Genomic DNA, 19,252 nt, shown 5'->3' with positions numbered 1-19,252 from the left:
CCGTCATCAGTACAGCGCTTTACCGCTGCTGTCTTTTACGTTGGTCTTCCATGCAGCACGAACCTGCTCAACCACGCTTTCCGGCAGAGAAGCATAGTCAAGCTCGTTCGCCTGCTTGCCGCCGTTTTTGTATGCCCAATCAAAGAACTTCAGCACTTCAGCGCCCTGCTCAGGTTTCTTCTGCTCTTTGTGTACCAGGATGAAGGTGGTGGAAGTAATCGGCCACGCGTTGTCACCCTTCTGGTTGGTCAGGTCCTGTGCGAAGGTTTTGCTCCAGTCAACGCCCTTAGCCGCGTTAGCGAAGTTATCTTCGGTCGGGCTAACCGGTTTGCCGTCGGCAGAAACCAGTTTGGTGTAAGCCAGGTTGTTCTGCTTGGCGTAAGCGTATTCAACGTAGCCGATAGAGCCAGGCAGACGCTGTACGAACGCCGCGATACCGTCGTTGCCTTTACCGCCCAGACCGGTCGGCCAGTTTACGGTAGAGCCCGCGCCAATTTTCGATTTCCACTCTTCGTTCACTTTAGACAGGTAGCTGGTGAACACGAAGGAGGTACCGGAACCATCAGCACGACGCACAACGGCGATGTTCTGAGAAGGCAGCTTAACGCCTGGGTTCAGTTTGGTGATGGCTTCGTCATCCCACTTCTTGATTTTGCCCAGGTAGATGTCACCCAGCGTTTTACCGTCAAGCACCAGCTCGCCGGATTTCAGGCCAGGGATGTTAACGGCCAGCACCACACCGCCGATCACCGTCGGAAACTGGAACAGGCCTTCCTGAGCCAGTTTTTCGTCAGACAGCGGGGCATCGGATGCGCCGAAATCAACGGTATTTGCAGTAATTTGTTTTACGCCACCGGAGGAGCCGATACCCTGGTAATTCACTTTATTACCGGTTTCTTTGTTGTAGGTATCAGCCCATTTGGCATACACCGGCGCTGGGAAAGTTGCACCCGCGCCTGTCAGGCTTGCTGCTGCGAATGCAGAGAAAGCGCTCATCGATAAGGTCGCGGCGACAACAGTTGCGACAGTGGTACGCATAACTTTCATAATGTCTCCTGCAAGAATCCGTAAATGATTGTTTAGTGGCTACGAGGAGCAAAATAGGACAATCAGGTGACAGTTATATGTAAGGTTTATGACAGTTTAATGACACAGAAACACCTATAAAAAACAGGATAATTAAAACCATTAAAATCAGTTAGTTGTGAAAAATATTTACACTAAAATTTCAGAGGGATTTTCTTTTTATGACAGCAAAACCGTCGTGCTTTATGACAGTTATAGCGGATAAAAAAAATCCGGCTATGCCTGAGGCATAGCCGGATGATTCATCAAAGGGTGACGATTATTCCACGGTCACCGATTTTGCCAGGTTGCGCGGCTGGTCAACGTCGGTGCCCTTAATCAGCGCCACGTGATAGGCCAGCAGCTGTAGGGGCACGGTGTAGAAAATAGGCGCGATGACCTCTTCCACGTGCGGCAGCTCGATGATGTGCATGTTGTCGCTATCGGTAAACGCCGCGTCCTGATCGGCAAAGACATACAGCTCACCGCCGCGCGCGCGAACCTCTTCGATGTTGGATTTCAGTTTTTCCAGCAGCTCGTTGTTCGGTGCGACGACAATCACCGGCATATCTGCATCAATCAGCGCCAGCGGGCCGTGCTTCAGCTCGCCAGCGGCGTAGGCTTCCGCGTGAATATAGGAGATCTCTTTCAGCTTCAGCGCGCCTTCCAGCGCGATCGGGTACTGATCGCCGCGGCCAAGGAACAGCGCGTGATGCTTGTCGGAGAAGTCTTCTGCAAGCAGCTCAATGCGTTTGTCCTGCGACAGCATCTGCTCAATGCGGCTTGGCAGCGCCTGCAGACCGTGCACAATATCGTGCTCAACGGCGGCATCCAGACCTTTCAGGCGAGCCATTTTTGCCACCAGCAGCAGCAGAACGGTCAGCTGAGTCGTAAACGCTTTGGTGGAGGCAACGCCAATCTCCGCGCCCGCTTTGGTCATGATCGCCAGGTCGGATTCGCGCACCAGCGACGAGCCCGCGACGTTACAAATCGCCAGCGAGCCCAGGTAACCCAGCTCTTTGGTCAAGCGCAGGCCTGCCAACGTATCGGCGGTTTCACCGGACTGCGAGAGAGTAATAACCAGGCTATTCGGGCGCACGGCGGATTTGCGGTAGCGGAATTCCGACGCGATCTCGACATCGCACGGCATACCGGCCAGCGATTCAAACCAATAGCGCGCCACCATTCCCGAATTATAGGAAGTCCCGCAGGCGATAATCTGAATGTGCTCAACCTTCGCCAGCAGCGCATCGGCCTCCGGCCCCAGCTCGCTCAGATCCACCTGGCCGTGGCTAATACGCCCGGTTAAGGTGTTTTTGATGGCATTCGGCTGCTCGTAAATCTCTTTCTGCATGTAGTGGCGGTAGATGCCTTTATCACCGGCATCGTACTGCACGTTTGATTCAATATCCTGACGCGTCACTTCCGCGCCGGTCTTATCGAAGATAGCCACGGTACGGCGGGTCACTTCCGCGATATCCCCCTCTTCCAGGAAGATGAATCGACGGGTTACCGGCAGCAGCGCCAGCTGGTCAGAAGCGATAAAGTTCTCGCCCATCCCAAGGCCAATCACCAATGGGCTACCGGAACGCGCTGCCAGCAGCGTGCTCGGATCGCGGGAGTCCATAATGACCGTACCGTAAGCGCCGCGCAGCTGTGGAATCGCGCGCAGCACCGCTTCACGTAAGGTACCGCCCTGTTCCATCTCCCAATGCACCAGGTGAGCAATCACTTCGGTGTCGGTCGCTGAAACGAAGACATAGCCGCGCGCTTGCAGCATTTCGCGCAGCGGTTCGTGGTTTTCGATGATGCCGTTATGCACCACCGCAATGTGCTCAGACACATGCGGATGCGCATTGCCTTCCGATGGTTCGCCATGGGTTGCCCAACGGGTGTGAGCAATACCGGTGCCGCCGGAGAGCGGTTGTTCTTCCGCTGCCTGAGCCAGCATCTGGACTTTTCCCAGACGACGCAGACGGGTCATATGACCTTCTGCATCCACCACAGCCAAACCCGCAGAGTCGTATCCACGGTATTCCAGACGACGGAGGCCCTCGAGAAGGATTTCAGCTACATCACGTTGCGCGACTGCGCCAACAATTCCACACATAAGTTTATGTTCCGATTTTTTACGCGTTGTCGGTCAACCTGTTGCCCGTATACCGGGCGCCCCGAGCCTTGTAGAGAGTGGGGTTATTTTTATAGGTACTGCATGGTCGGCGGGAGATTATGTTATCTCCTCGCCGTTGTTGCCTGATGCGGCTACGCCTTATCAGGCCTACTTCTTAATCTTTACCGGACGCTGCCAGCCTTGCTTGTGTACCTGCGGTACGCGGCTGAGTACCAGTTCGTTATCCGCGACGTTGCGGGTGACGGTGGTCCCGGCGGCAATCGTCACGCCTTTGCCAATCGTCACTGGGGCCACCAGCTGGCTGTCGGAGCCGACGAACACGTCATCGCCGATAATGGTTTTAAACTTATTCGCGCCATCGTAGTTGCAGGTAATGGTACCCGCACCGATATTCACGTTGTCGCCAATTTCCGCGTCGCCGAGGTAGGTCAGATGGCCGGCCTTCGAGCCTTTGCCCAGACGCGCTTTCTTCATTTCGACGAAGTTACCAACGTGAGCGCCTTCCAGCAGTTCAGCGCCCGGACGCAGACGCGCGAATGGCCCGATGGTGCAGGCCGCTTCCAGATGCGCATCTTCCACCACGCTGTACGGACTGATTTCACAGTCGTCACCGATGGTGGCGTTTTTGATCACGCAGCCCGCGCCGATTTTGACGCGATCGCCCAGCACCACGTTGCCCTCAAGGATAACGTTAGTATCTATTTCGACATCGCGCCCGTAAGACAAGGTACCACGTAAGTCAAAACGCGCCGGGTCACGCAGCATCACGCCGGCCAGCAGCAGCTTTTCAGCCTGCTCAGACTGATAAATACGTTCAAGGCGGGAAAGCTGCAGGCGGTTATTCACGCCGTCGGTTTCACTGATACGCGCCGGATGCACCGCGGCAATTTCACGCCCTTCCTGATACGCCATGGCGATAATATCGGTGATATAGAATTCGCCCTGCGCATTGTTATTGTCGAGCTTCGCCAGCCAGCGCTTCAGGTCCGCACCGTTAGCAATCAGGATACCGGTGTTAATTTCCTGAATCTGACGCTGTGCTTCGGTGGCATCTTTGTGCTCGACAATACCGGTTACTTTGCCGTTTTCACGGGTAATGCGGCCATAGCCGCTCGGATCGTCCAGCACTACCGTCAGCAGACCTATTCCGCCCTGCGGCTTGGCTTCGCGCAGACGCTGCAGCGTTTCAACAGAGATCAGCGGCACGTCGCCGTACAGCATCAGAATATCTTCGTCATCCGCGAAGAACGGCGCAGCCTGCTGCATCGCATGTCCGGTGCCCAGCTGTTCAGCCTGCAGCACCCAGTTCAGGTTGTCGTCGGATAAGGCTTGCTTAAGTAAATCACCGCCGTGACCGTACACCAGGTGAACCTGGTTCGCGCCAACATGATTCGCGGCATCAATGACATGCTGCACCATCGGCTTGCCAGCCAGCGTGTGCAGCACTTTAGGAAGATCGGAATACATACGCGTGCCTTTGCCTGCGGCAAGGATCACAACGCTCATGGTACGGTTAGACATAGGTATCCTGTCTGTAGATTAAGTATGAAGTAAACCGGGTTCTTGTTGAAAATTCTACATATTTTTCAGCATGAAATGGCCTGCTGATAAAACGTCCAACATCCCCTTTAGTCCTGACTTTCTGCCCTTATTTTCGTCTATATCAAATCTATTTGTCTTGTAAGAAATCAGGCTCAGCGCCAGATTCAGCGCTATCTCACTGCTTATGCTGTTTTTTTATCACCTGAATAAAGGATAAACCATTTCAAAACGGTGTTTTATTTACTCATTATTGTGACGCGCAAAAAAGAAACACCGTTTTAATTTGTTGATAATTACGGCGCTCAACCATTCAGGAAGATAATATGAACAAGAAGATACCTCTGGCTCTTACCCTTTGTAGCGCAGCGCTCTCTCTCTCGGCGCAGGCCCAGACGCCCCAGCAATGGAAGGCGATCGCTTTTGGGCAGTCCACCGACGTTAACTTCTCCTCCAACGTTCTTCCGGAGAAAGTTGGCGTGAATAACGTCACCATCGACGGTAAAACGCTGACGCCACAGCAGATTGCCGATCTCAGCAAACCTATCACTATTGAAAGCCGCGGTGGCAAAATCGCCAATTCACACGACGGTTTAACCTTCTTCTACACCACGTTACCGAGCGATGAGAACTTTGTTCTCTCAGCCACGGTGACCGTCGATCAGTTTGGTCCGGAAAACGGCGCTAAACCAGCCGCACAGGAAGGTGCGGGGCTACTGGTGCGCGATATCATCGGCATTCCACGCCAGGAACCGCTGAAAGAAGGTTATGAAGAGTTCCCTGCGGCATCAAATATGGTGATGAACGCCATTATGACCCAGGACAAGAAAGACAGTTACCGCGTAAAGCTACAGGCGATCGCGCGTAACGGTATTACCCAACCTTGGGGTAATGCCGGGTCCGAGATTAAAAAGGTCAGCTATAAGGAAGGGGTTGATCTGCGTCAGTCGCCGACGTTCCGCCTGAAGCTAGAACGGACGAATGACGGCTTCGTGACCGCCTGGGCCCCTGTCGGGAGCGAAGAGTGGGTGACCGAGCGCGTACCGCACGCAGATATGATCTCCGTGCAGGATAAAAAGCAGTATTACGTGGGCTTCTTTGCGTCGCGTAATGCCAAAATCACCGTTAAAGACGCTTCGCTGACCACCTCTGAGGCGAAAACCGTGGTCTCTAAACCGTTCGTTGCCAAATCATGGCCGGTGGTGATGCAGGTCGCTTCGGGTAGCAAGAGCCTGACGCCAGAGTACACTCTGCAAGCGCGCGCCAATTATGACGGGCTGTTTACCGTACGGCACAATGAAGTGGTGATCGGGGAGAATAAAGCGGTGAAGGCCGGCGAGATGTTCACTCAGCCCGCCACGCTGAAAGAGAGCAATACCTTTCAGGTGACCTTTACCCCCACCAGCGGTAAAGACCGGACGCCGGTTGAGCAGCAGTTGACCGTTAACCAGCAGAAAGGTATCTCCACCAGCACGCTGTACGCAGCAGCAAATGGCAAGGCAGATGCAAAAGGTACCGCCGATGCGCCGATGGATTTGCAAACCGCCATCGATCTGGTCGCGCCGGGCGGCAAAATTGTGCTGGCGGCAGGCGACTATCCGAAGACCGATATTCCGCTCTCTGCCAGCGGTCTTGAAAATGGCCGTAAAACGCTGGAAGCCAACGGTAAAGCGGTTATCCACGGCATGCTGCTGGACGGTAACTACTGGACGCTACGCGGTGTGGATATCACCGGGAAGAGCCTGCGTATTCAGGGCAGCCATAACCTGATCGAGAATGTCACGGCTTATCGCAATGACGATACCGGGATTCAAATTTCCTCGGTAGATAAGATTGGCCGTCCGCTGTGGGCAAGCTATAACCGCGTGGTGAACTCGGAATCCCATAGTAATGAGGATCCGGGCAAGATCAACGCTGATGGTTTTGCGGTAAAGATGCGCGTGGGTGAGGGTAACCGCCTGGAAGGGTGTTATTCACACAACAATATTGATGACGGTTTCGATCTGTTTAATAAGATTGAGGACGGCGCCAACGGCGTGGTGGTGATCGAGAACTCTGTCGCCCGCGACAACACCAGCAACGGCTTCAAGCTGGGCGGTGAGGGGCAGCCGGTGGCTCACGAAATCCGCAACAGCATCGCGATCGGCAACCACCTTGATGGCTTCACCGATAACTTCAACCCGGGCAAGTTAGTGGTGGTCAATAACGTCGCCGTCGACAACCAGCGCTTTAACTTCATCTTCCGCCCCAGCCCTTATGGCGATGCATCTACGCAAGGTGTATTCAGCGACAACATTTCGCTGCGCAGCAAACCCGGAAAATATGACGATGCGGTGGTAGGGAATATCGATGCCACGAACTACTTCATCGAAAAGGGAAAAAGCGTGAACACGGAAGGTAAGGAACTGCGTGCGCAAGACTTCCAGTCGCTGTCGTTACCGCAGCCGCTGGAGCGTAATGCGGACGGGAGTTTTGATACCGGGAATTTCCTGACCAAGGATTGATGCGTAGGTTAGTGCTGTAGGCCTGATAAGCGCAGCGCCATCAGGCAAGCCACGAAGACATTCCCGGATGGCGGCGTAAACGCCTTATCCGGCCTACAAAATACAAAGGTCGCCGTAAGGCGACCTTCTTCATTTTTGGGTTCTGTTTACACCGCATGTGTTGTGGTTTTCGTTAGCGGTACAGCGCATCACAGAACAGCATCTGACCTACAGGTGGGCGGTCAGCGCGGTCATCAACCTTACAGGTTGAAAGTACCGAAAGAGATGTTCATAGAGCTGAAGAGAGCGATGATTTTGTTGATCAGTTTCATGATTTTTATCCTGCGATAGTAGTGATATTTTTTGTGACTCAACTCACAAAACAAAGTCTACTCCTCCGGATTTTATCGATCAACATTTTTGTGACTCAAATCACAAAATATTTAAAATACCTTTTCAGTTTCATTTAAATTAAAACAAACCATAAAAAAAGCCAGCCTGGAGACCAGACTGGCTTTTTGACTTTCAAGCCGGTGTTACATCGCTTTTTTGGTCAACTCGATAACGCGCAGTTTAGCGATCGCTTTGGCCAGTTCCGCAGACGCCTGAGCGTAATCCACGTCACCATGAGAGCTCTTAATGTGCTCTTCGGCCTTACGTTTCGCTTCCAGAGCTCGCGCTTCGTCGAGGTCCTGGCCGCGAATAGCGGTATCAGCCAGAACGGTCACGGTGCCAGACTGCACTTCAAGAATGCCGCCGGACAGATAGATAAACTCTTCGTGGCCGTGCTGTTTAACGATGCGAATCATACCAGGCTTAATGGCGGTGAGCAGCGGGGCGTGGCCCGGGTAAATACCCAGCTCACCTTCGCTACCCGTTACCTGGATTTTCTCGACCAGACCAGAGAACATTTGTTGCTCTGCGCTGACGACGTCCAGGTGGTAAGTCATTGCCATATCACCCTCCGATTAAGGCGTTAAAGTTTTTTGGCTTTTTCCACTGCTTCGTCAATGGAACCGACCATGTAGAACGCCTGCTCCGGCAGGTGATCGTATTCGCCGTCCATGATGCCTTTAAAGCCACGGATGGTGTCTTTCAGCGAAACGTATTTACCCGGAGAACCGGTGAATACTTCTGCTACGAAGAACGGCTGGGACAGGAAGCGCTGAATTTTACGAGCGCGTGCTACCACCAGTTTGTCTTCTTCAGACAATTCATCCATACCCAGGATGGCGATGATGTCTTTCAGTTCCTGATAACGCTGCAGGATGGACTGAACGCCACGCGCGGTGTCGTAGTGTTCCTGACCAACAACCAGCGGATCCAGCTGACGGCTGGTGGAGTCCAGCGGGTCAACCGCAGGGTAGATACCCAGGGATGCGATCTGACGGCTCAGTACTACGGTTGCATCTAAGTGAGCAAAGGTAGTTGCTGGGGATGGGTCAGTTAAGTCATCCGCAGGTACGTATACCGCCTGTACGGAGGTGATAGAACCGGTCTTGGTGGAGGTGATACGTTCCTGCAGAACGCCCATCTCTTCCGCCAGAGTCGGCTGGTAACCTACCGCTGAAGGCATACGACCCAGCAGTGCAGATACTTCAGTACCGGCCAGGGTGTAACGATAGATGTTATCGACGAACAGCAGTACGTCACGACCTTCGTCACGGAATTTCTCAGCCATGGTCAGGCCGGTCAGCGCAACGCGCAGACGGTTTCCCGGCGGCTCGTTCATCTGGCCATACACCAGGGATACTTTATCGATAACGTTGGAGTCGGTCATTTCGTGGTAGAAGTCGTTACCCTCACGAGTACGTTCACCTACGCCCGCAAACACAGAGTAACCGGAGTGCTCGATCGCGATGTTACGGATCAGCTCCATCATGTTTACGGTTTTACCAACACCCGCACCGCCGAACAGACCGACTTTACCGCCCTTCGCGAACGGACACATCAGGTCGATAACTTTGATACCGGTTTCCAGCAGTTCCTGAGAGCTGGACAGCTCTTCGTAGGAAGGCGCAGCGCGGTGGATAGCCCAACGCTCTTCTTCACCGATGTCGCCTTTCATGTCTACCGGGTGACCCAGTACGTTCATGATACGACCCAGTGTTGCTTTACCTACCGGAACTTCGATCGGGTGCTCGAGATCTTTAACTTCCAGACCGCGACGCAGACCGTCGGAGGAACCCATGGCGATGGTACGCACGATACCGCCACCGAGCTGCTGCTGAACTTCCAGCACCAGCACTTCATTACCATTCTGTACCTCAAGGGCTTCGTACACGCGCGGTACGGCATCCTGAGGGAATTCGACGTCAACTACGGCGCCGATTACCTGGACAATTTTTCCAGTAGCCATCTTGAATCCTCTACGAATTAACCTGGTTATACCGCGGATGCACCACCGACGATCTCGGTGAGTTCCTGAGTAATGCTGGCCTGACGAGCTTTGTTGTATACCAACTGCAGCTCTTTAATCAGGCTGCCGCCATTGTCGGTCGCGGCTTTCATCGCAACCATACGTGCGGCCTGCTCGCTGGCCAGGTTTTCTACCACGCCCTGATAGACCTGAGATTCGACATAGCGACGCAGGAGGGTATCCAGCAGCGCTTTCGGATCGGGTTCGTACAGGTAATCCCAGGTTTTACGTTTCAGATCATCATCTTCTGAAGCCGGTAACGGCAGCAGTTGGGTGATCGTCGGCACCTGAGACATGGTGTTAATAAATTTGTTGCTGACAATATAAAGCTTGTCCAGACGACCTTCGTCGTAGGCCTGCAACATCACTTTTACCGGACCGATCAGTTCGGACAGGGCTGGTTTATCGCCCATACCGGTAACCTGAGCGACAATGTTGCCACCTACGGAATTAAAGAAGGACACACCTTTAGAGCCGATCATTGCGAGGTCGCACTGAACGCCTTTTTCGGTCCATGCCTTCATATCCGCCAGCAGTTTCTTGAACAGGTTAATGTTCAAGCCACCGCACAGACCACGGTCGGTAGACACCACCAGGTAGCCCACGCGCTTAACGTCGCGTTCTTCCAGGTACGGGTGCTTATATTCCAGATTACCGTTCGCAAGGTGACCAATCACTTTGCGCATGGTATCTGCATAAGGACGGCTGGCCGCCATGCGATCCTGCGATTTACGCATTTTGGAAGCGGCGACCATCTCCATCGCTTTAGTGATCTTTTGCGTGTTCTGGACGCTTGCGATCTTACTACGTATCTCTTTTGCGCCGGCCATGAGCTTCTCCTCAATGCCTACGGCCTGCCCTAAGACAGGCCGTCAGACTTTACCAGGATTGGGTTGCTTTGAAGGAATCGAGGATGCCTTTCAGCTTGCCTTCGATTTCGTCGTTATAGCCACCGGACTGGTTGATCTCTTGCATCAACGGAGCGTGATCACGGTCAACGTAAGCCAGCAGAGCGGCTTCGAAGCTACCGATTTTCGCCAGTTCTACATCCGCCAGATAACCACGTTCTGCCGCGAACAGAACCAGAGACTGCTGCGCAACGGACATCGGCGCATACTGTTTCTGTTTCAGCAGTTCAGTTACTTTCTGACCGTGGTCCAGCTGCTTACGGGTTGCATCGTCAAGGTCAGATGCGAACTGGGAGAATGCTGCCAGTTCACGATACTGTGCCAGCGCGGTACGGATACCACCGGACAGTTTCTTCATGATCTTGGTCTGAGCTGCACCACCAACACGGGATACGGAGATACCCGGGTTAACCGCAGGACGAATACCGGCGTTGAACAGGTTGGTTTCCAGGAAGATCTGACCATCGGTAATGGAAATTACGTTGGTCGGAACGAATGCGGAAACGTCACCGGCCTGCGTTTCGATAATCGGCAGCGCGGTCAGAGAACCGGTTTTCCCTTTCACTTCACCTTTGGTGAAGGTTTCAACGTATTCGGCGTTAACACGCGCAGCACGCTCCAGCAGACGAGAGTGGAGGTAGAATACGTCGCCCGGGAATGCTTCACGTCCAGGCGGACGACGCAGCAGCAGGGAGATCTGACGGTATGCGACAGCCTGTTTAGACAGGTCATCATAAATGATCAGCGCATCTTCGCCGCGGTCGCGGAAGTATTCGCCCATTGCGCAACCGGCATATGGCGCCAGGTATTGCAGTGCAGCGGATTCAGACGCGGTTGCCACAACAACGATGGTGTTAGCCAGCGCGCCGTGTTCTTCCAGTTTACGTACCACGTTAGAAATGGTGGACGCTTTCTGGCCGATAGCCACGTAGACGCACTTGATGCCGGAATCACGTTGGTTGATGATGGCGTCGATTGCCAGCGCGGTTTTACCGGTCTGACGGTCGCCGATGATCAGTTCACGCTGACCACGACCGATTGGGATCATGGCATCAACGGATTTATAACCGGTCTGAACCGGCTGATCGACGGACTGACGTTCGATTACGCCCGGTGCGATAGCTTCAACGGCGGAGAAGCCGTCGTTGTCCAGCGCGCCTTTACCATCGATTGGTGCACCCAGGGTGTTAACCACACGACCCAGCAGGCCGCGGCCAACCGGAACTTCCAGGATACGACCAGTACACTTGACGGTCATGCCTTCGGCAAGGTCAGCGTACGGACCCATAACTACAGCACCAACGGAGTCGCGCTCCAGGTTCAGTGCGATAGCGTAACGGTTACCCGGCAGGGAAATCATCTCACCCTGCATACAATCGGCCAGGCCGTGAATGCGGATAACACCGTCACTTACAGAAACAATAGTACCTTCGTTGTGAGCTTCACTCACAACATTGAACTGAGCAATGCGCTGCTTGATCAGTTCGCTGATTTCGGTGGAATTCAGTTGCATGCTCCAGTCCCCTTAAGACTGCAAGACGTCTGCAAGGCGTTCAAGACGGCCGCGTACGCTGCCATCAATGACCATATCACCCGCTCGGATGATAACGCCTGCCATTACAGACTTATCGATTTTGCAATTCAGCTTAACTTTGCGTGACAGACGCTTTTCCATCGCGGCGGTGATTTTCGCGAGCTGTTCTTCACTCAGCGCATTAGCGGAAATGACTTCTACCTCAGAGGTAGCTTCACTCGCGGCGCGCAGGTGTACAAACTGCTCAAGAACATCAGGGAGCACTTTAAGACGACCGTTTTCAGCCATCACCTTAATCAGGTTCTGACCGTTTTCGTCCAGTTGCTCACCGCATACTGCGATAAACGACGTAGAGAGCGTTTCCGGCGCCAGTGCGCCAGACAGAAGCTCTGCCATTTGTTCGTTCTTCGTCACTTCGGCGGCAAACGCCAGCATGTCCTGCCAGCGATCTACGCTTTTGTGTTCGACGGCAAAGTCAAAAGCTGCTTTGGCGTAGGGGCGAGCTACCGTAACAAATTCAGACATCAGCCCCTCCCTCCTTACAGTTCAGCGACAAGTTTATCCACGATGTCGCTGTTAGCAGCTTCATCCACGGAACGTTCGATGATCTTCTCGGCGCCAGCAACAGCCAGGATAGCGACTTGCTTACGCAGTTCTTCGCGAGCACGTTTACGCTCGGCGTCGATTTCTGCCTGAGCCTGTGCCACGATTTTAGTACGTTCCTGCTCTGCTTCAGCTTTGGCTTCGTCCAGGATCTGGGAGCGACGTTTGTTCGCCTGCTCAATGATAACCTGGGCTTCCGCTTTTGCTTTTTTCAGCTGGTCGGTCGCATTGGCCTGTGCAAGGTCCAAATCCTTTTTAGCTCGTTCTGCAGAAGAAAGACCGTCAGCAATCTCTTTTTGACGTTTTTCGATGGCAGCCATTAATGGCGGCCATACGTATTTCATGCAGAACAGAACGAACAGGACAAACGCGATGGCCTGGCCGAGGATTGTTGCGTTAAGATTCACAGCACAATGCCTCTTATCTAGTTAACGTTCTGATATTGCTCTTACTTAATTCAAAGCAACGCTTACTACGCGACAGCGAACATCACGTACAGACCCAGACCTACAGCGATCATCGGGATAGCATCCACCAGACCCATAACGATAAAGAACTGAGTACGCAGCAGAGGAATCAGATCCGGTTGACGCGCTGCGCCTTCCAGGAATTTGCCCCCGAGGATGCCGATACCGATCGCAGCACCGATTGCCGCCAGACCCATCATCACAGCGGCAGCCATGTACAGCAGATCCATATTCAGGTTTTCCATGACAGTCTCCAGTTTGTTTCAGTTAAAACGTAGTAGTGTTGGTAAATTAATGCTCTTCAGACGCCATCGACAGATAGACAATCGTCAGAACCATGAAGATGAAGGCTTGCAGCGTAATAATCAGGATGTGGAAAATGGCCCAAGGCACATTCAGAATCCACTGTGACCACCACGGCAGCAGGCCAGCAATCAGAATGAAAATCAGCTCACCGGCATACATGTTGCCGAACAGTCGCAGACCCAGAGATACTGGTTTGGACAGCAGGCTTACCCCTTCAAGGATTAAGTTGACAGGAATAAATGCCCAGTGATTGAACGGCTGCAGTGTCAGCTCTTTAGCGAAGCCACCGATGCCTTTCATTTTGATGCTGTAGAACAGAATCAGGATAAACACGCCCAGTGCCATAGACAGGGTAATGTTTACGTCCGCAGACGGAACCACGCGCAGCGCCGGCAGGCCCAGTATATGCTCAGCAATATACGGCAGCAGGTCGATAGGCAGTAAGTCCATCAGGTTCATCAGGAAGACCCAGACGAAGATAGTCAGGGCAAGCGGGGCGATAACCTTGCTTTTGCCATGGTACATGTCTTTGACACTGCCATGAACAAAGCCGATTACCAGCTCAATCGCGGTCTGAAATTTACCTGGTACGCCGCTGGTCGCTTTTTTGGCAACGCTACGGAACATAAGCAGGAACAACAGACCCAGCACCACCGAGAAGAACATGGAGTCAATATTGAGCGTCCAGAAGGTGGCTGGGGGGTTATGCGGATCTACCAGCGAGAAAGTACGTAGGTCCAACTGAAGGTTATTCAGGTGGTGCCCTATGTATTCCTGCGGCGTCATATTTTCAGAAGCCATGATGCCTTTTACCCTTTGTTGTTAATTACAGCGGGTGCCAGTATCTGAACAACTAGCACCAAAATCCATGTAACGATCAGCGGTAAGAATACCGCCTTTAAAACCGCCAGCGCCACAATCAGTAACACCAGCATCGCTAGCACCTTAAACGCTTCGCCGAAGGCGAACGTCCAGGCCACTTTGCCCTTCGCGGGTGTATTCACCTGGTGACGCCAGGCAAAAATCATAAACAACATATTAGGCAGTAACACTGCCAGGCCTCCACACGCGGCGGAGATGCCCCAGAAGGGGTCTTTTAGGCTGAACAGCAATCCGCTTGCTATCACTGCCAGAAGCTGAATGAACAGAAGCTTACGAGCAACGTTTCGACTCACGAGCGACATAGACATCACGTTTCTACTCCTGCTCCCTTCGAGGTATGCCGCGTGTCGTATAAAACGTTCTTTAAAGCTCGGAGTCAAGCATCAAAAAGCGGTCAAATTATACGGTGACGCCCCGTGATTTCAAACAATAAGTAGCCAAAACGTGAATAAATATTTAAATATTTTTCATTCACGCTATTTTTCTACTTTTCGCCAAAGTGTGAACGATCGTACAAAACTGCAAATACAGCTAAAACAGTGGCTACAAAGCGTGCACAAGATCACATATTAAACATTTTAGCGCTCATCATCTGTATCAACGTAGCAAAAGATGACATCTCATCGTTTTGATATCTAAGACGAAATCAGAGCACTCTTTTAAAAACACGTAGAAACAGAACAAAAACCATTCATTGACATTCATAATAAATTATTAACATGACAAAATGGCTAACGTGATGACTTATAGCAAGCTGATATTTTCCATGTTTACTATTTTCATCATTAACAAAAAAAGCTTGGTTATTGAGAAGATAAAAACACGTTAAATACGAGTTAAATTAAGCAGGTCGCTGGCGCGTTGTGTCGCCAATTTGTTAACACCAGAGACCGCATTTTTTTTCTACTTTTTTTGATAAATATTAAATTTTCTTTGGTGCAATAATCACCAAATGACGCTCCCCTTCCAGCTGAGGAACCCGCAGTTCAACAATGGATTCGACGCTGAACTGCGGCGGAAGCTGCGTAATCTCATCTTCAGGCAACTGGCCTTTTAGTGCATAAAAACGGCCTTCTTGACCCGGCAGGTGATGACACCAGCTCACCATATCGTTCAGCGACGCGAAGGCGCGGCTGATAACGCCATCAAACGGCGGCTCGGCCGGAAACGCTTCAACGCGGCTCTGTACCGGCGTGATGTTAGTTAGCGCAAGCTCGTGCTGGACCTGACGCAGGAAGCGAACGCGCTTGCCCAGACTATCGAGGAGCGTAAAGTGCGCATCCGGACGAACGATAGACAGCGGAATTCCCGGCAGCCCCGGTCCGGTGCCAACATCAATAAAGCGTTCACCTTTCAGCGACGGCGCCACCACAATGCTGTCGAGGATGTGGCGCACCAGCATCTCGTTAGGATCGCGTACCGACGTCAGGTTGTACGCTTTGTTCCACTTGTGCAGCATATCGACATAGCCAACAAGCTGATTTTTCTGGTGATCGGTGAGCGAAATACCTGCTTCATCCAGCAGACGAGAAAGTTTGTTGAGCACGTTGATGACCCTATCAGAAAATAACTGCCCGGTAGCATGACGCGTACCGGGCCGATGAATCAAGTGGGCGAGCGTAAGATGCTCGCCAGAAGAGCCGCCGGGGCGGTAATCAAGCGCTGCGGCGCAGCAGACCTTGTTTTTTCAGCCATACCAGCAGAATCGAAATTGCCGCCGGGGTGATCCCGGAGATACGCGACGCCTGGCCGATCGAAACCGGTTTGTGATCGTTGAGCTTGGCAATGACTTCATTTGACAGCCCGTTCACCTGACGATAGTCGAGGGTGGCTGGCAGCAGCGTGTTTTCATTGCGCTGCTGTTTTTCAATCTCGTCCTGCTGACGCGCGATGTAACCTTCGTATTTCACCTGAATTTCCACCTGCTCTGCCGCCTGGGCATCTTCCAGCGCTGGAGAGAACGGCGCCAGGGAAGTCAGCTGCTCGTAGGTCATTTCCGGACGACGCAGCAGATCTTCACCGTTGGCTTCGCGGGACAGCGGCGCTGTCAGGTGAGCGTTCACTTCGGCTGCTGATTCCGCCGATGGCGTTACCCAGGTCGACTTCAGACGCTGGCGCTCGCGCTCGATGTTCTCCAGCTTCTCGTTGAAACGTGCCCAACGGACGTCATCCACCATTCCCAGCTCGCGACCAATTTCGGTCAAGCGCAGATCGGCGTTATCTTCACGCAGCATCAGACGATATTCGGCGCGAGAGGTGAACATACGGTACGGTTCTTTAGTTCCCAGCGTACAGAGGTCATCCACCAGTACGCCAAGATAAGCCTGATCGCGACGCGGCGCCCAGCCGTCTTTCTCTGCGGACAGCCGCGCGGCGTTAAGACCCGCCAACAGCCCCTGCGCCGCGGCTTCTTCGTAGCCGGTGGTGCCGTTGATCTGCCCGGCAAAGAACAGACCATGAATAAATTTGCTTTCCAGCGTCGGTTTCAGGTCACGCGGGTCGAAGAAATCGTACTCAATAGCATAGCCAGGACGGACGATTTTCGCGTTTTCCATCCCCTGCATCGAGCGGACGATCTGCATCTGTACGTCAAACGGCAGGCTGGTGGAGATACCGTTCGGGTAAATTTCGTTGGAGGTTAGCCCTTCCGGCTCCAGGAAGATCTGGTGCTGGTTACGATCGGCAAAGCGCATCACTTTGTCTTCGATCGACGGGCAGTAGCGTGGGCCGATACCTTCGATCACGCCTGCGTACATCGGGCTACGATCGAGGTTATTACGGATCACGTCATGGGTTTTCTCGTTGGTGTGCGTGACGTAGCACGGCATCTGGCGCGGGTGTTGAGACACTTCGCCGAGGAACGAGAAGACCGGCATAGGATCATCGCTGTTTTGCTGAGCCAATACGCTGAAATCGATGGTGCGCGCGTCAATTCGCGGCGGCGTCCCCGTTTTCAGGCGGCTGACGCGCAGCGGCAGTTCGCGCAGACGGCGAGACAGCGGGATGGATGGCGGATCGCCAGCACGGCCACCGCTGTAGTTATCCAGGCCAATATGGATTTTGCCGTCCAGGAAGGTCCCGACGGTCAGCACGACCGCTTTTGCACGGAATTTGAGGCCCATCTGGGTGACGGCGCCAACAACACGATCGTTCTCGACAATCAGATCTTCAACCGCCTGTTGGAAGATCATCAGGTTGGGCTGGTTCTCCAGCGCGGTACGGACTGCCTGACGGTAGAGCACGCGATCCGCCTGAGCACGAGTGGCGCGAACGGCCGGGCCTTTGCTGGCGTTTAGTATCCTAAACTGAATACCGGCGTGGTCGATCGCCGTTGCCATCAGGCCGCCAAGCGCATCCACTTCTTTTACCAGGTGTCCCTTCCCAATGCCGCCAATCGCCGGGTTGCAGCTCATCTGCCCCAGGGTGTCGATATTGTGTGTCAAAAGCAGGGTCTGCTGACCCATTCGCGCTGCGGCCATCGCGGCCTCAGTGCCTGCATGACCCCCGCCAATGATGATGACGTCAAAAGGATCCTGATAAAACATGGTGGTTTGCCTCGCGTACTGCGGTTTTTAAATGGATTGAAGTCCGGGCGTGGATTCTACTCAACTTTAGTCGATGGAGAAAGCGTCTGGATCCTGGGTATTAAAAAGAAGATCTTTTTATTTAGAGATCTGTTCTATTGTGATCTCTTATTAGGATCGCCAGTCTCTGTGGATAAGTGCGATCCAGACATTAAGATCAACCGTTTAAGGTGGATCGTTATCTGTGAATGATCGGTGATCCTGGTCCGTATAAGCTGGGATCAAAGTGAAGGGTTATACACAACTCAAAAACTAGCCAACGGTTATTCTTTGGATAACTACCGGTTGATCCAAGCTTTTAACCAGAGTTATCCACATAAAAAAGTACGATCTTTACAAATCTCTGAGCAATGGATGCCATGATCCCAGCCAAATTTCAGCCGGATCTTCCGGAATCTCATGTTCAAGGACGTTGATCCGCAGCGTTTCACCCACCTGTTTTGCGCCACACGCTTTCAGTTCGGCTTCCAGTTTGTCGATCGCGCCGCAAAACGTGTCATATTCACGGCTACCGATACCGATGGCACCAAAGCGAACCTGGGAGAGATCCGGTTTCTGCTCGCATAATGCTTCATATAAAGGAAGCAGGTTGTCAGGAATGTCGCCCGCACCGTGTGTGGAGCTGATCACCAGCCAGATCCCTTCAGCAGGAACTTCATCCAGCATTGGGCCATGCAGCATTTCGCTGGAAAAACCAGCGTCGTCCAGCTTTTCCGCCAGATGTTCCGCAACATATTCAGCACTGCCAAGCGTGCTGCCGCTGATTAGAGTGATGTCTGCCATGCTCGCCCACCTTTATAAAGAAGGCGCATTGTACGCTGTGAGCGAGCTGGGATCTACCTGTGGAAAAATGTGGGATTAAAAAAAGCGATCAGGGCTTGATGGTACGCATGATCGGGTTCTGCAGGACGATCAGCGTTTCAGTGGACTGAATTTCATCAATTGTTTGGATCTTGTTGATAAGTACCTGCTGGAGCGCGTCGATCGATTTGCACATCACTTTAATAAAGATGCTGTAGTGCCCGGTGGTGTAATACGCCTCGGTCACTTCATCCAGGCTTTCCAGCCGCGCCAGCGCCGACGGGTAGTCTTTCGCGCTCTTCAAAATAATGCCGATAAAGCAGCCCACGTCATAACCTAATTGTTTGGGGCTGACGTCGACGTGCGCGCCGGTAATGATCCCGGCCTGCTTCATCTTCTCTACGCGAACGTGGATGGTGCCTGGGCTAACGGCAAACTGTTTGGCCAATTCGGCGTAGGCGGTACGGGCATTGGCCATCAGAGCCTCAAGAATGCCGCGATCCAGATTGTCGATCTGATAATTTTCCATA

The 19,252-nt window shown here is 52.9% G+C and carries 17 protein-coding genes; 1 reads left to right on the top strand and 16 read right to left on the bottom strand.

Annotated elements, in window-relative coordinates; translation table 11 throughout:
• Nucleotides 1-6: 6 nt before the first annotated feature.
• From pstS to glmU, 3 genes are all read right to left on the bottom strand, one after another.
• Complete coding sequence (gene pstS / locus ABTW00_RS23390) at nucleotides 7-1,047, bottom strand: phosphate ABC transporter substrate-binding protein PstS (protein ID WP_064540614.1); 1,041 nt, start codon at nucleotides 1,045-1,047, stop codon at nucleotides 7-9.
• Nucleotides 1,048-1,345: 298 nt separating this feature from the next.
• Nucleotides 1,346-3,175 (bottom strand): glutamine--fructose-6-phosphate transaminase (isomerizing), encoded by a 1,830-nt coding sequence (gene glmS, locus ABTW00_RS23385; protein WP_065357339.1) that lies wholly within the window; start codon nucleotides 3,173-3,175, stop codon nucleotides 1,346-1,348.
• Between the two features lie 168 nt (nucleotides 3,176-3,343).
• Entirely contained in the window at nucleotides 3,344-4,717 is a 1,374-nt protein-coding gene (glmU, locus tag ABTW00_RS23380; RefSeq protein ID WP_433637934.1) for a bifunctional UDP-N-acetylglucosamine diphosphorylase/glucosamine-1-phosphate N-acetyltransferase GlmU, read from the bottom strand.
• Nucleotides 4,718-5,061: 344 nt separating this feature from the next.
• Here glmU and ABTW00_RS23375 point away from each other — a divergent pair, with 344 nt between their 5' ends.
• Nucleotides 5,062-7,239: a right-handed parallel beta-helix repeat-containing protein gene (locus tag ABTW00_RS23375; RefSeq protein WP_433637933.1), complete on the top strand. Its 2,178-nt coding sequence runs from the start codon at nucleotides 5,062-5,064 to the stop codon at nucleotides 7,237-7,239.
• A gap of 515 nt (nucleotides 7,240-7,754) precedes the next feature.
• On the opposite strand, the gene ABTW00_RS23370 is transcribed toward ABTW00_RS23375, so the two are convergent.
• From ABTW00_RS23370 to asnC, 13 genes are all read right to left on the bottom strand, one after another.
• Nucleotides 7,755-8,174: a F0F1 ATP synthase subunit epsilon gene (locus tag ABTW00_RS23370; protein ID WP_064540602.1), complete on the bottom strand. Its 420-nt coding sequence runs from the start codon at nucleotides 8,172-8,174 to the stop codon at nucleotides 7,755-7,757.
• Between the two features lie 20 nt (nucleotides 8,175-8,194).
• A complete protein-coding gene (atpD, locus tag ABTW00_RS23365) occupies nucleotides 8,195-9,577 on the bottom strand; it encodes a F0F1 ATP synthase subunit beta (RefSeq protein WP_064540598.1) in 1,383 nt (460 codons plus the stop codon).
• A gap of 26 nt (nucleotides 9,578-9,603) precedes the next feature.
• On the bottom strand, nucleotides 9,604-10,467 hold the full coding sequence (atpG, locus tag ABTW00_RS23360; RefSeq protein ID WP_035893615.1) for a F0F1 ATP synthase subunit gamma: 864 nt from the start codon (nucleotides 10,465-10,467) through the stop codon (nucleotides 9,604-9,606).
• Nucleotides 10,468-10,516: 49 nt separating this feature from the next.
• Nucleotides 10,517-12,058: a F0F1 ATP synthase subunit alpha gene (atpA, locus tag ABTW00_RS23355; RefSeq protein WP_064540595.1), complete on the bottom strand. Its 1,542-nt coding sequence runs from the start codon at nucleotides 12,056-12,058 to the stop codon at nucleotides 10,517-10,519.
• A 12-nt stretch (nucleotides 12,059-12,070) separates the two neighbouring features.
• Nucleotides 12,071-12,604, bottom strand: a complete 534-nt coding sequence (atpH, locus tag ABTW00_RS23350; RefSeq protein WP_064540592.1) for a F0F1 ATP synthase subunit delta — start codon at nucleotides 12,602-12,604, stop codon at nucleotides 12,071-12,073.
• A 14-nt stretch (nucleotides 12,605-12,618) separates the two neighbouring features.
• Nucleotides 12,619-13,089, bottom strand: a complete 471-nt coding sequence (gene atpF, locus ABTW00_RS23345; RefSeq protein ID WP_064540589.1) for a F0F1 ATP synthase subunit B — start codon at nucleotides 13,087-13,089, stop codon at nucleotides 12,619-12,621.
• A 65-nt stretch (nucleotides 13,090-13,154) separates the two neighbouring features.
• Nucleotides 13,155-13,394: a F0F1 ATP synthase subunit C gene (gene atpE / locus ABTW00_RS23340; RefSeq protein WP_000429386.1), complete on the bottom strand. Its 240-nt coding sequence runs from the start codon at nucleotides 13,392-13,394 to the stop codon at nucleotides 13,155-13,157.
• A 46-nt stretch (nucleotides 13,395-13,440) separates the two neighbouring features.
• Nucleotides 13,441-14,256, bottom strand: a complete 816-nt coding sequence (gene atpB / locus ABTW00_RS23335; protein WP_005121454.1) for a F0F1 ATP synthase subunit A — start codon at nucleotides 14,254-14,256, stop codon at nucleotides 13,441-13,443.
• Nucleotides 14,257-14,264: 8 nt separating this feature from the next.
• Nucleotides 14,265-14,645, bottom strand: a complete 381-nt coding sequence (atpI, locus tag ABTW00_RS23330; RefSeq protein ID WP_433637928.1) for a F0F1 ATP synthase subunit I — start codon at nucleotides 14,643-14,645, stop codon at nucleotides 14,265-14,267.
• A 614-nt stretch (nucleotides 14,646-15,259) separates the two neighbouring features.
• The gene (gene rsmG, locus ABTW00_RS23325; protein ID WP_271447332.1) at nucleotides 15,260-15,883 is read right to left on the bottom strand and encodes a 16S rRNA (guanine(527)-N(7))-methyltransferase RsmG; all 624 of its coding nucleotides are present in this window, start codon (nucleotides 15,881-15,883) and stop codon (nucleotides 15,260-15,262) included.
• Between the two features lie 109 nt (nucleotides 15,884-15,992).
• Complete coding sequence (mnmG, locus tag ABTW00_RS23320; protein ID WP_065357335.1) at nucleotides 15,993-17,882, bottom strand: tRNA uridine-5-carboxymethylaminomethyl(34) synthesis enzyme MnmG; 1,890 nt, start codon at nucleotides 17,880-17,882, stop codon at nucleotides 15,993-15,995.
• Between the two features lie 372 nt (nucleotides 17,883-18,254).
• Complete coding sequence (gene mioC / locus ABTW00_RS23315) at nucleotides 18,255-18,704, bottom strand: FMN-binding protein MioC (RefSeq protein WP_065357334.1); 450 nt, start codon at nucleotides 18,702-18,704, stop codon at nucleotides 18,255-18,257.
• 88 nt (nucleotides 18,705-18,792) lie between these two features.
• A complete protein-coding gene (gene asnC, locus ABTW00_RS23310) occupies nucleotides 18,793-19,251 on the bottom strand; it encodes a transcriptional regulator AsnC (RefSeq protein ID WP_035893632.1) in 459 nt (152 codons plus the stop codon).
• Nucleotide 19,252: the final 1 nt, after the last annotated feature.

This window comes from Kluyvera georgiana (assembly GCF_050990895.1).
In the GTDB taxonomy this organism is placed as follows: domain Bacteria; phylum Pseudomonadota; class Gammaproteobacteria; order Enterobacterales; family Enterobacteriaceae; genus Kluyvera; species Kluyvera georgiana.
The sequence above is the reverse complement of the archived record's forward strand: the minus strand, read 5'-3'. Positions and strand labels throughout refer to the sequence as shown.

What these genes read in the sequence shown, in the direction of transcription:
- mioC (WP_065357334.1), bottom strand. Translation starts at nt 18,704, where the DNA reads ATGGCAGACATCACTCTAATCAGCGGCAGCACGCTTGGCAGTGCTGAA.
- mnmG (WP_065357335.1), bottom strand. Translation starts at nt 17,882, where the DNA reads ATGTTTTATCAGGATCCTTTTGACGTCATCATCATTGGCGGGGGTCAT.
- atpA (WP_064540595.1), bottom strand. Translation starts at nt 12,058, where the DNA reads ATGCAACTGAATTCCACCGAAATCAGCGAACTGATCAAGCAGCGCATT.
- atpB (WP_005121454.1), bottom strand. Translation starts at nt 14,256, where the DNA reads ATGGCTTCTGAAAATATGACGCCGCAGGAATACATAGGGCACCACCTG.
- atpE (WP_000429386.1), bottom strand. Translation starts at nt 13,394, where the DNA reads ATGGAAAACCTGAATATGGATCTGCTGTACATGGCTGCCGCTGTGATG.
- ABTW00_RS23375 (WP_433637933.1), top strand. Translation starts at nt 5,062, where the DNA reads ATGAACAAGAAGATACCTCTGGCTCTTACCCTTTGTAGCGCAGCGCTC.
- ABTW00_RS23370 (WP_064540602.1), bottom strand. Translation starts at nt 8,174, where the DNA reads ATGGCAATGACTTACCACCTGGACGTCGTCAGCGCAGAGCAACAAATG.
- glmS (WP_065357339.1), bottom strand. Translation starts at nt 3,175, where the DNA reads ATGTGTGGAATTGTTGGCGCAGTCGCGCAACGTGATGTAGCTGAAATC.
- pstS (WP_064540614.1), bottom strand. Translation starts at nt 1,047, where the DNA reads ATGAAAGTTATGCGTACCACTGTCGCAACTGTTGTCGCCGCGACCTTA.
- asnC (WP_035893632.1), bottom strand. Translation starts at nt 19,251, where the DNA reads ATGGAAAATTATCAGATCGACAATCTGGATCGCGGCATTCTTGAGGCT.
- atpH (WP_064540592.1), bottom strand. Translation starts at nt 12,604, where the DNA reads ATGTCTGAATTTGTTACGGTAGCTCGCCCCTACGCCAAAGCAGCTTTT.
- atpI (WP_433637928.1), bottom strand. Translation starts at nt 14,645, where the DNA reads ATGTCTATGTCGCTCGTGAGTCGAAACGTTGCTCGTAAGCTTCTGTTC.
- atpD (WP_064540598.1), bottom strand. Translation starts at nt 9,577, where the DNA reads ATGGCTACTGGAAAAATTGTCCAGGTAATCGGCGCCGTAGTTGACGTC.
- glmU (WP_433637934.1), bottom strand. Translation starts at nt 4,717, where the DNA reads ATGTCTAACCGTACCATGAGCGTTGTGATCCTTGCCGCAGGCAAAGGC.
- atpG (WP_035893615.1), bottom strand. Translation starts at nt 10,467, where the DNA reads ATGGCCGGCGCAAAAGAGATACGTAGTAAGATCGCAAGCGTCCAGAAC.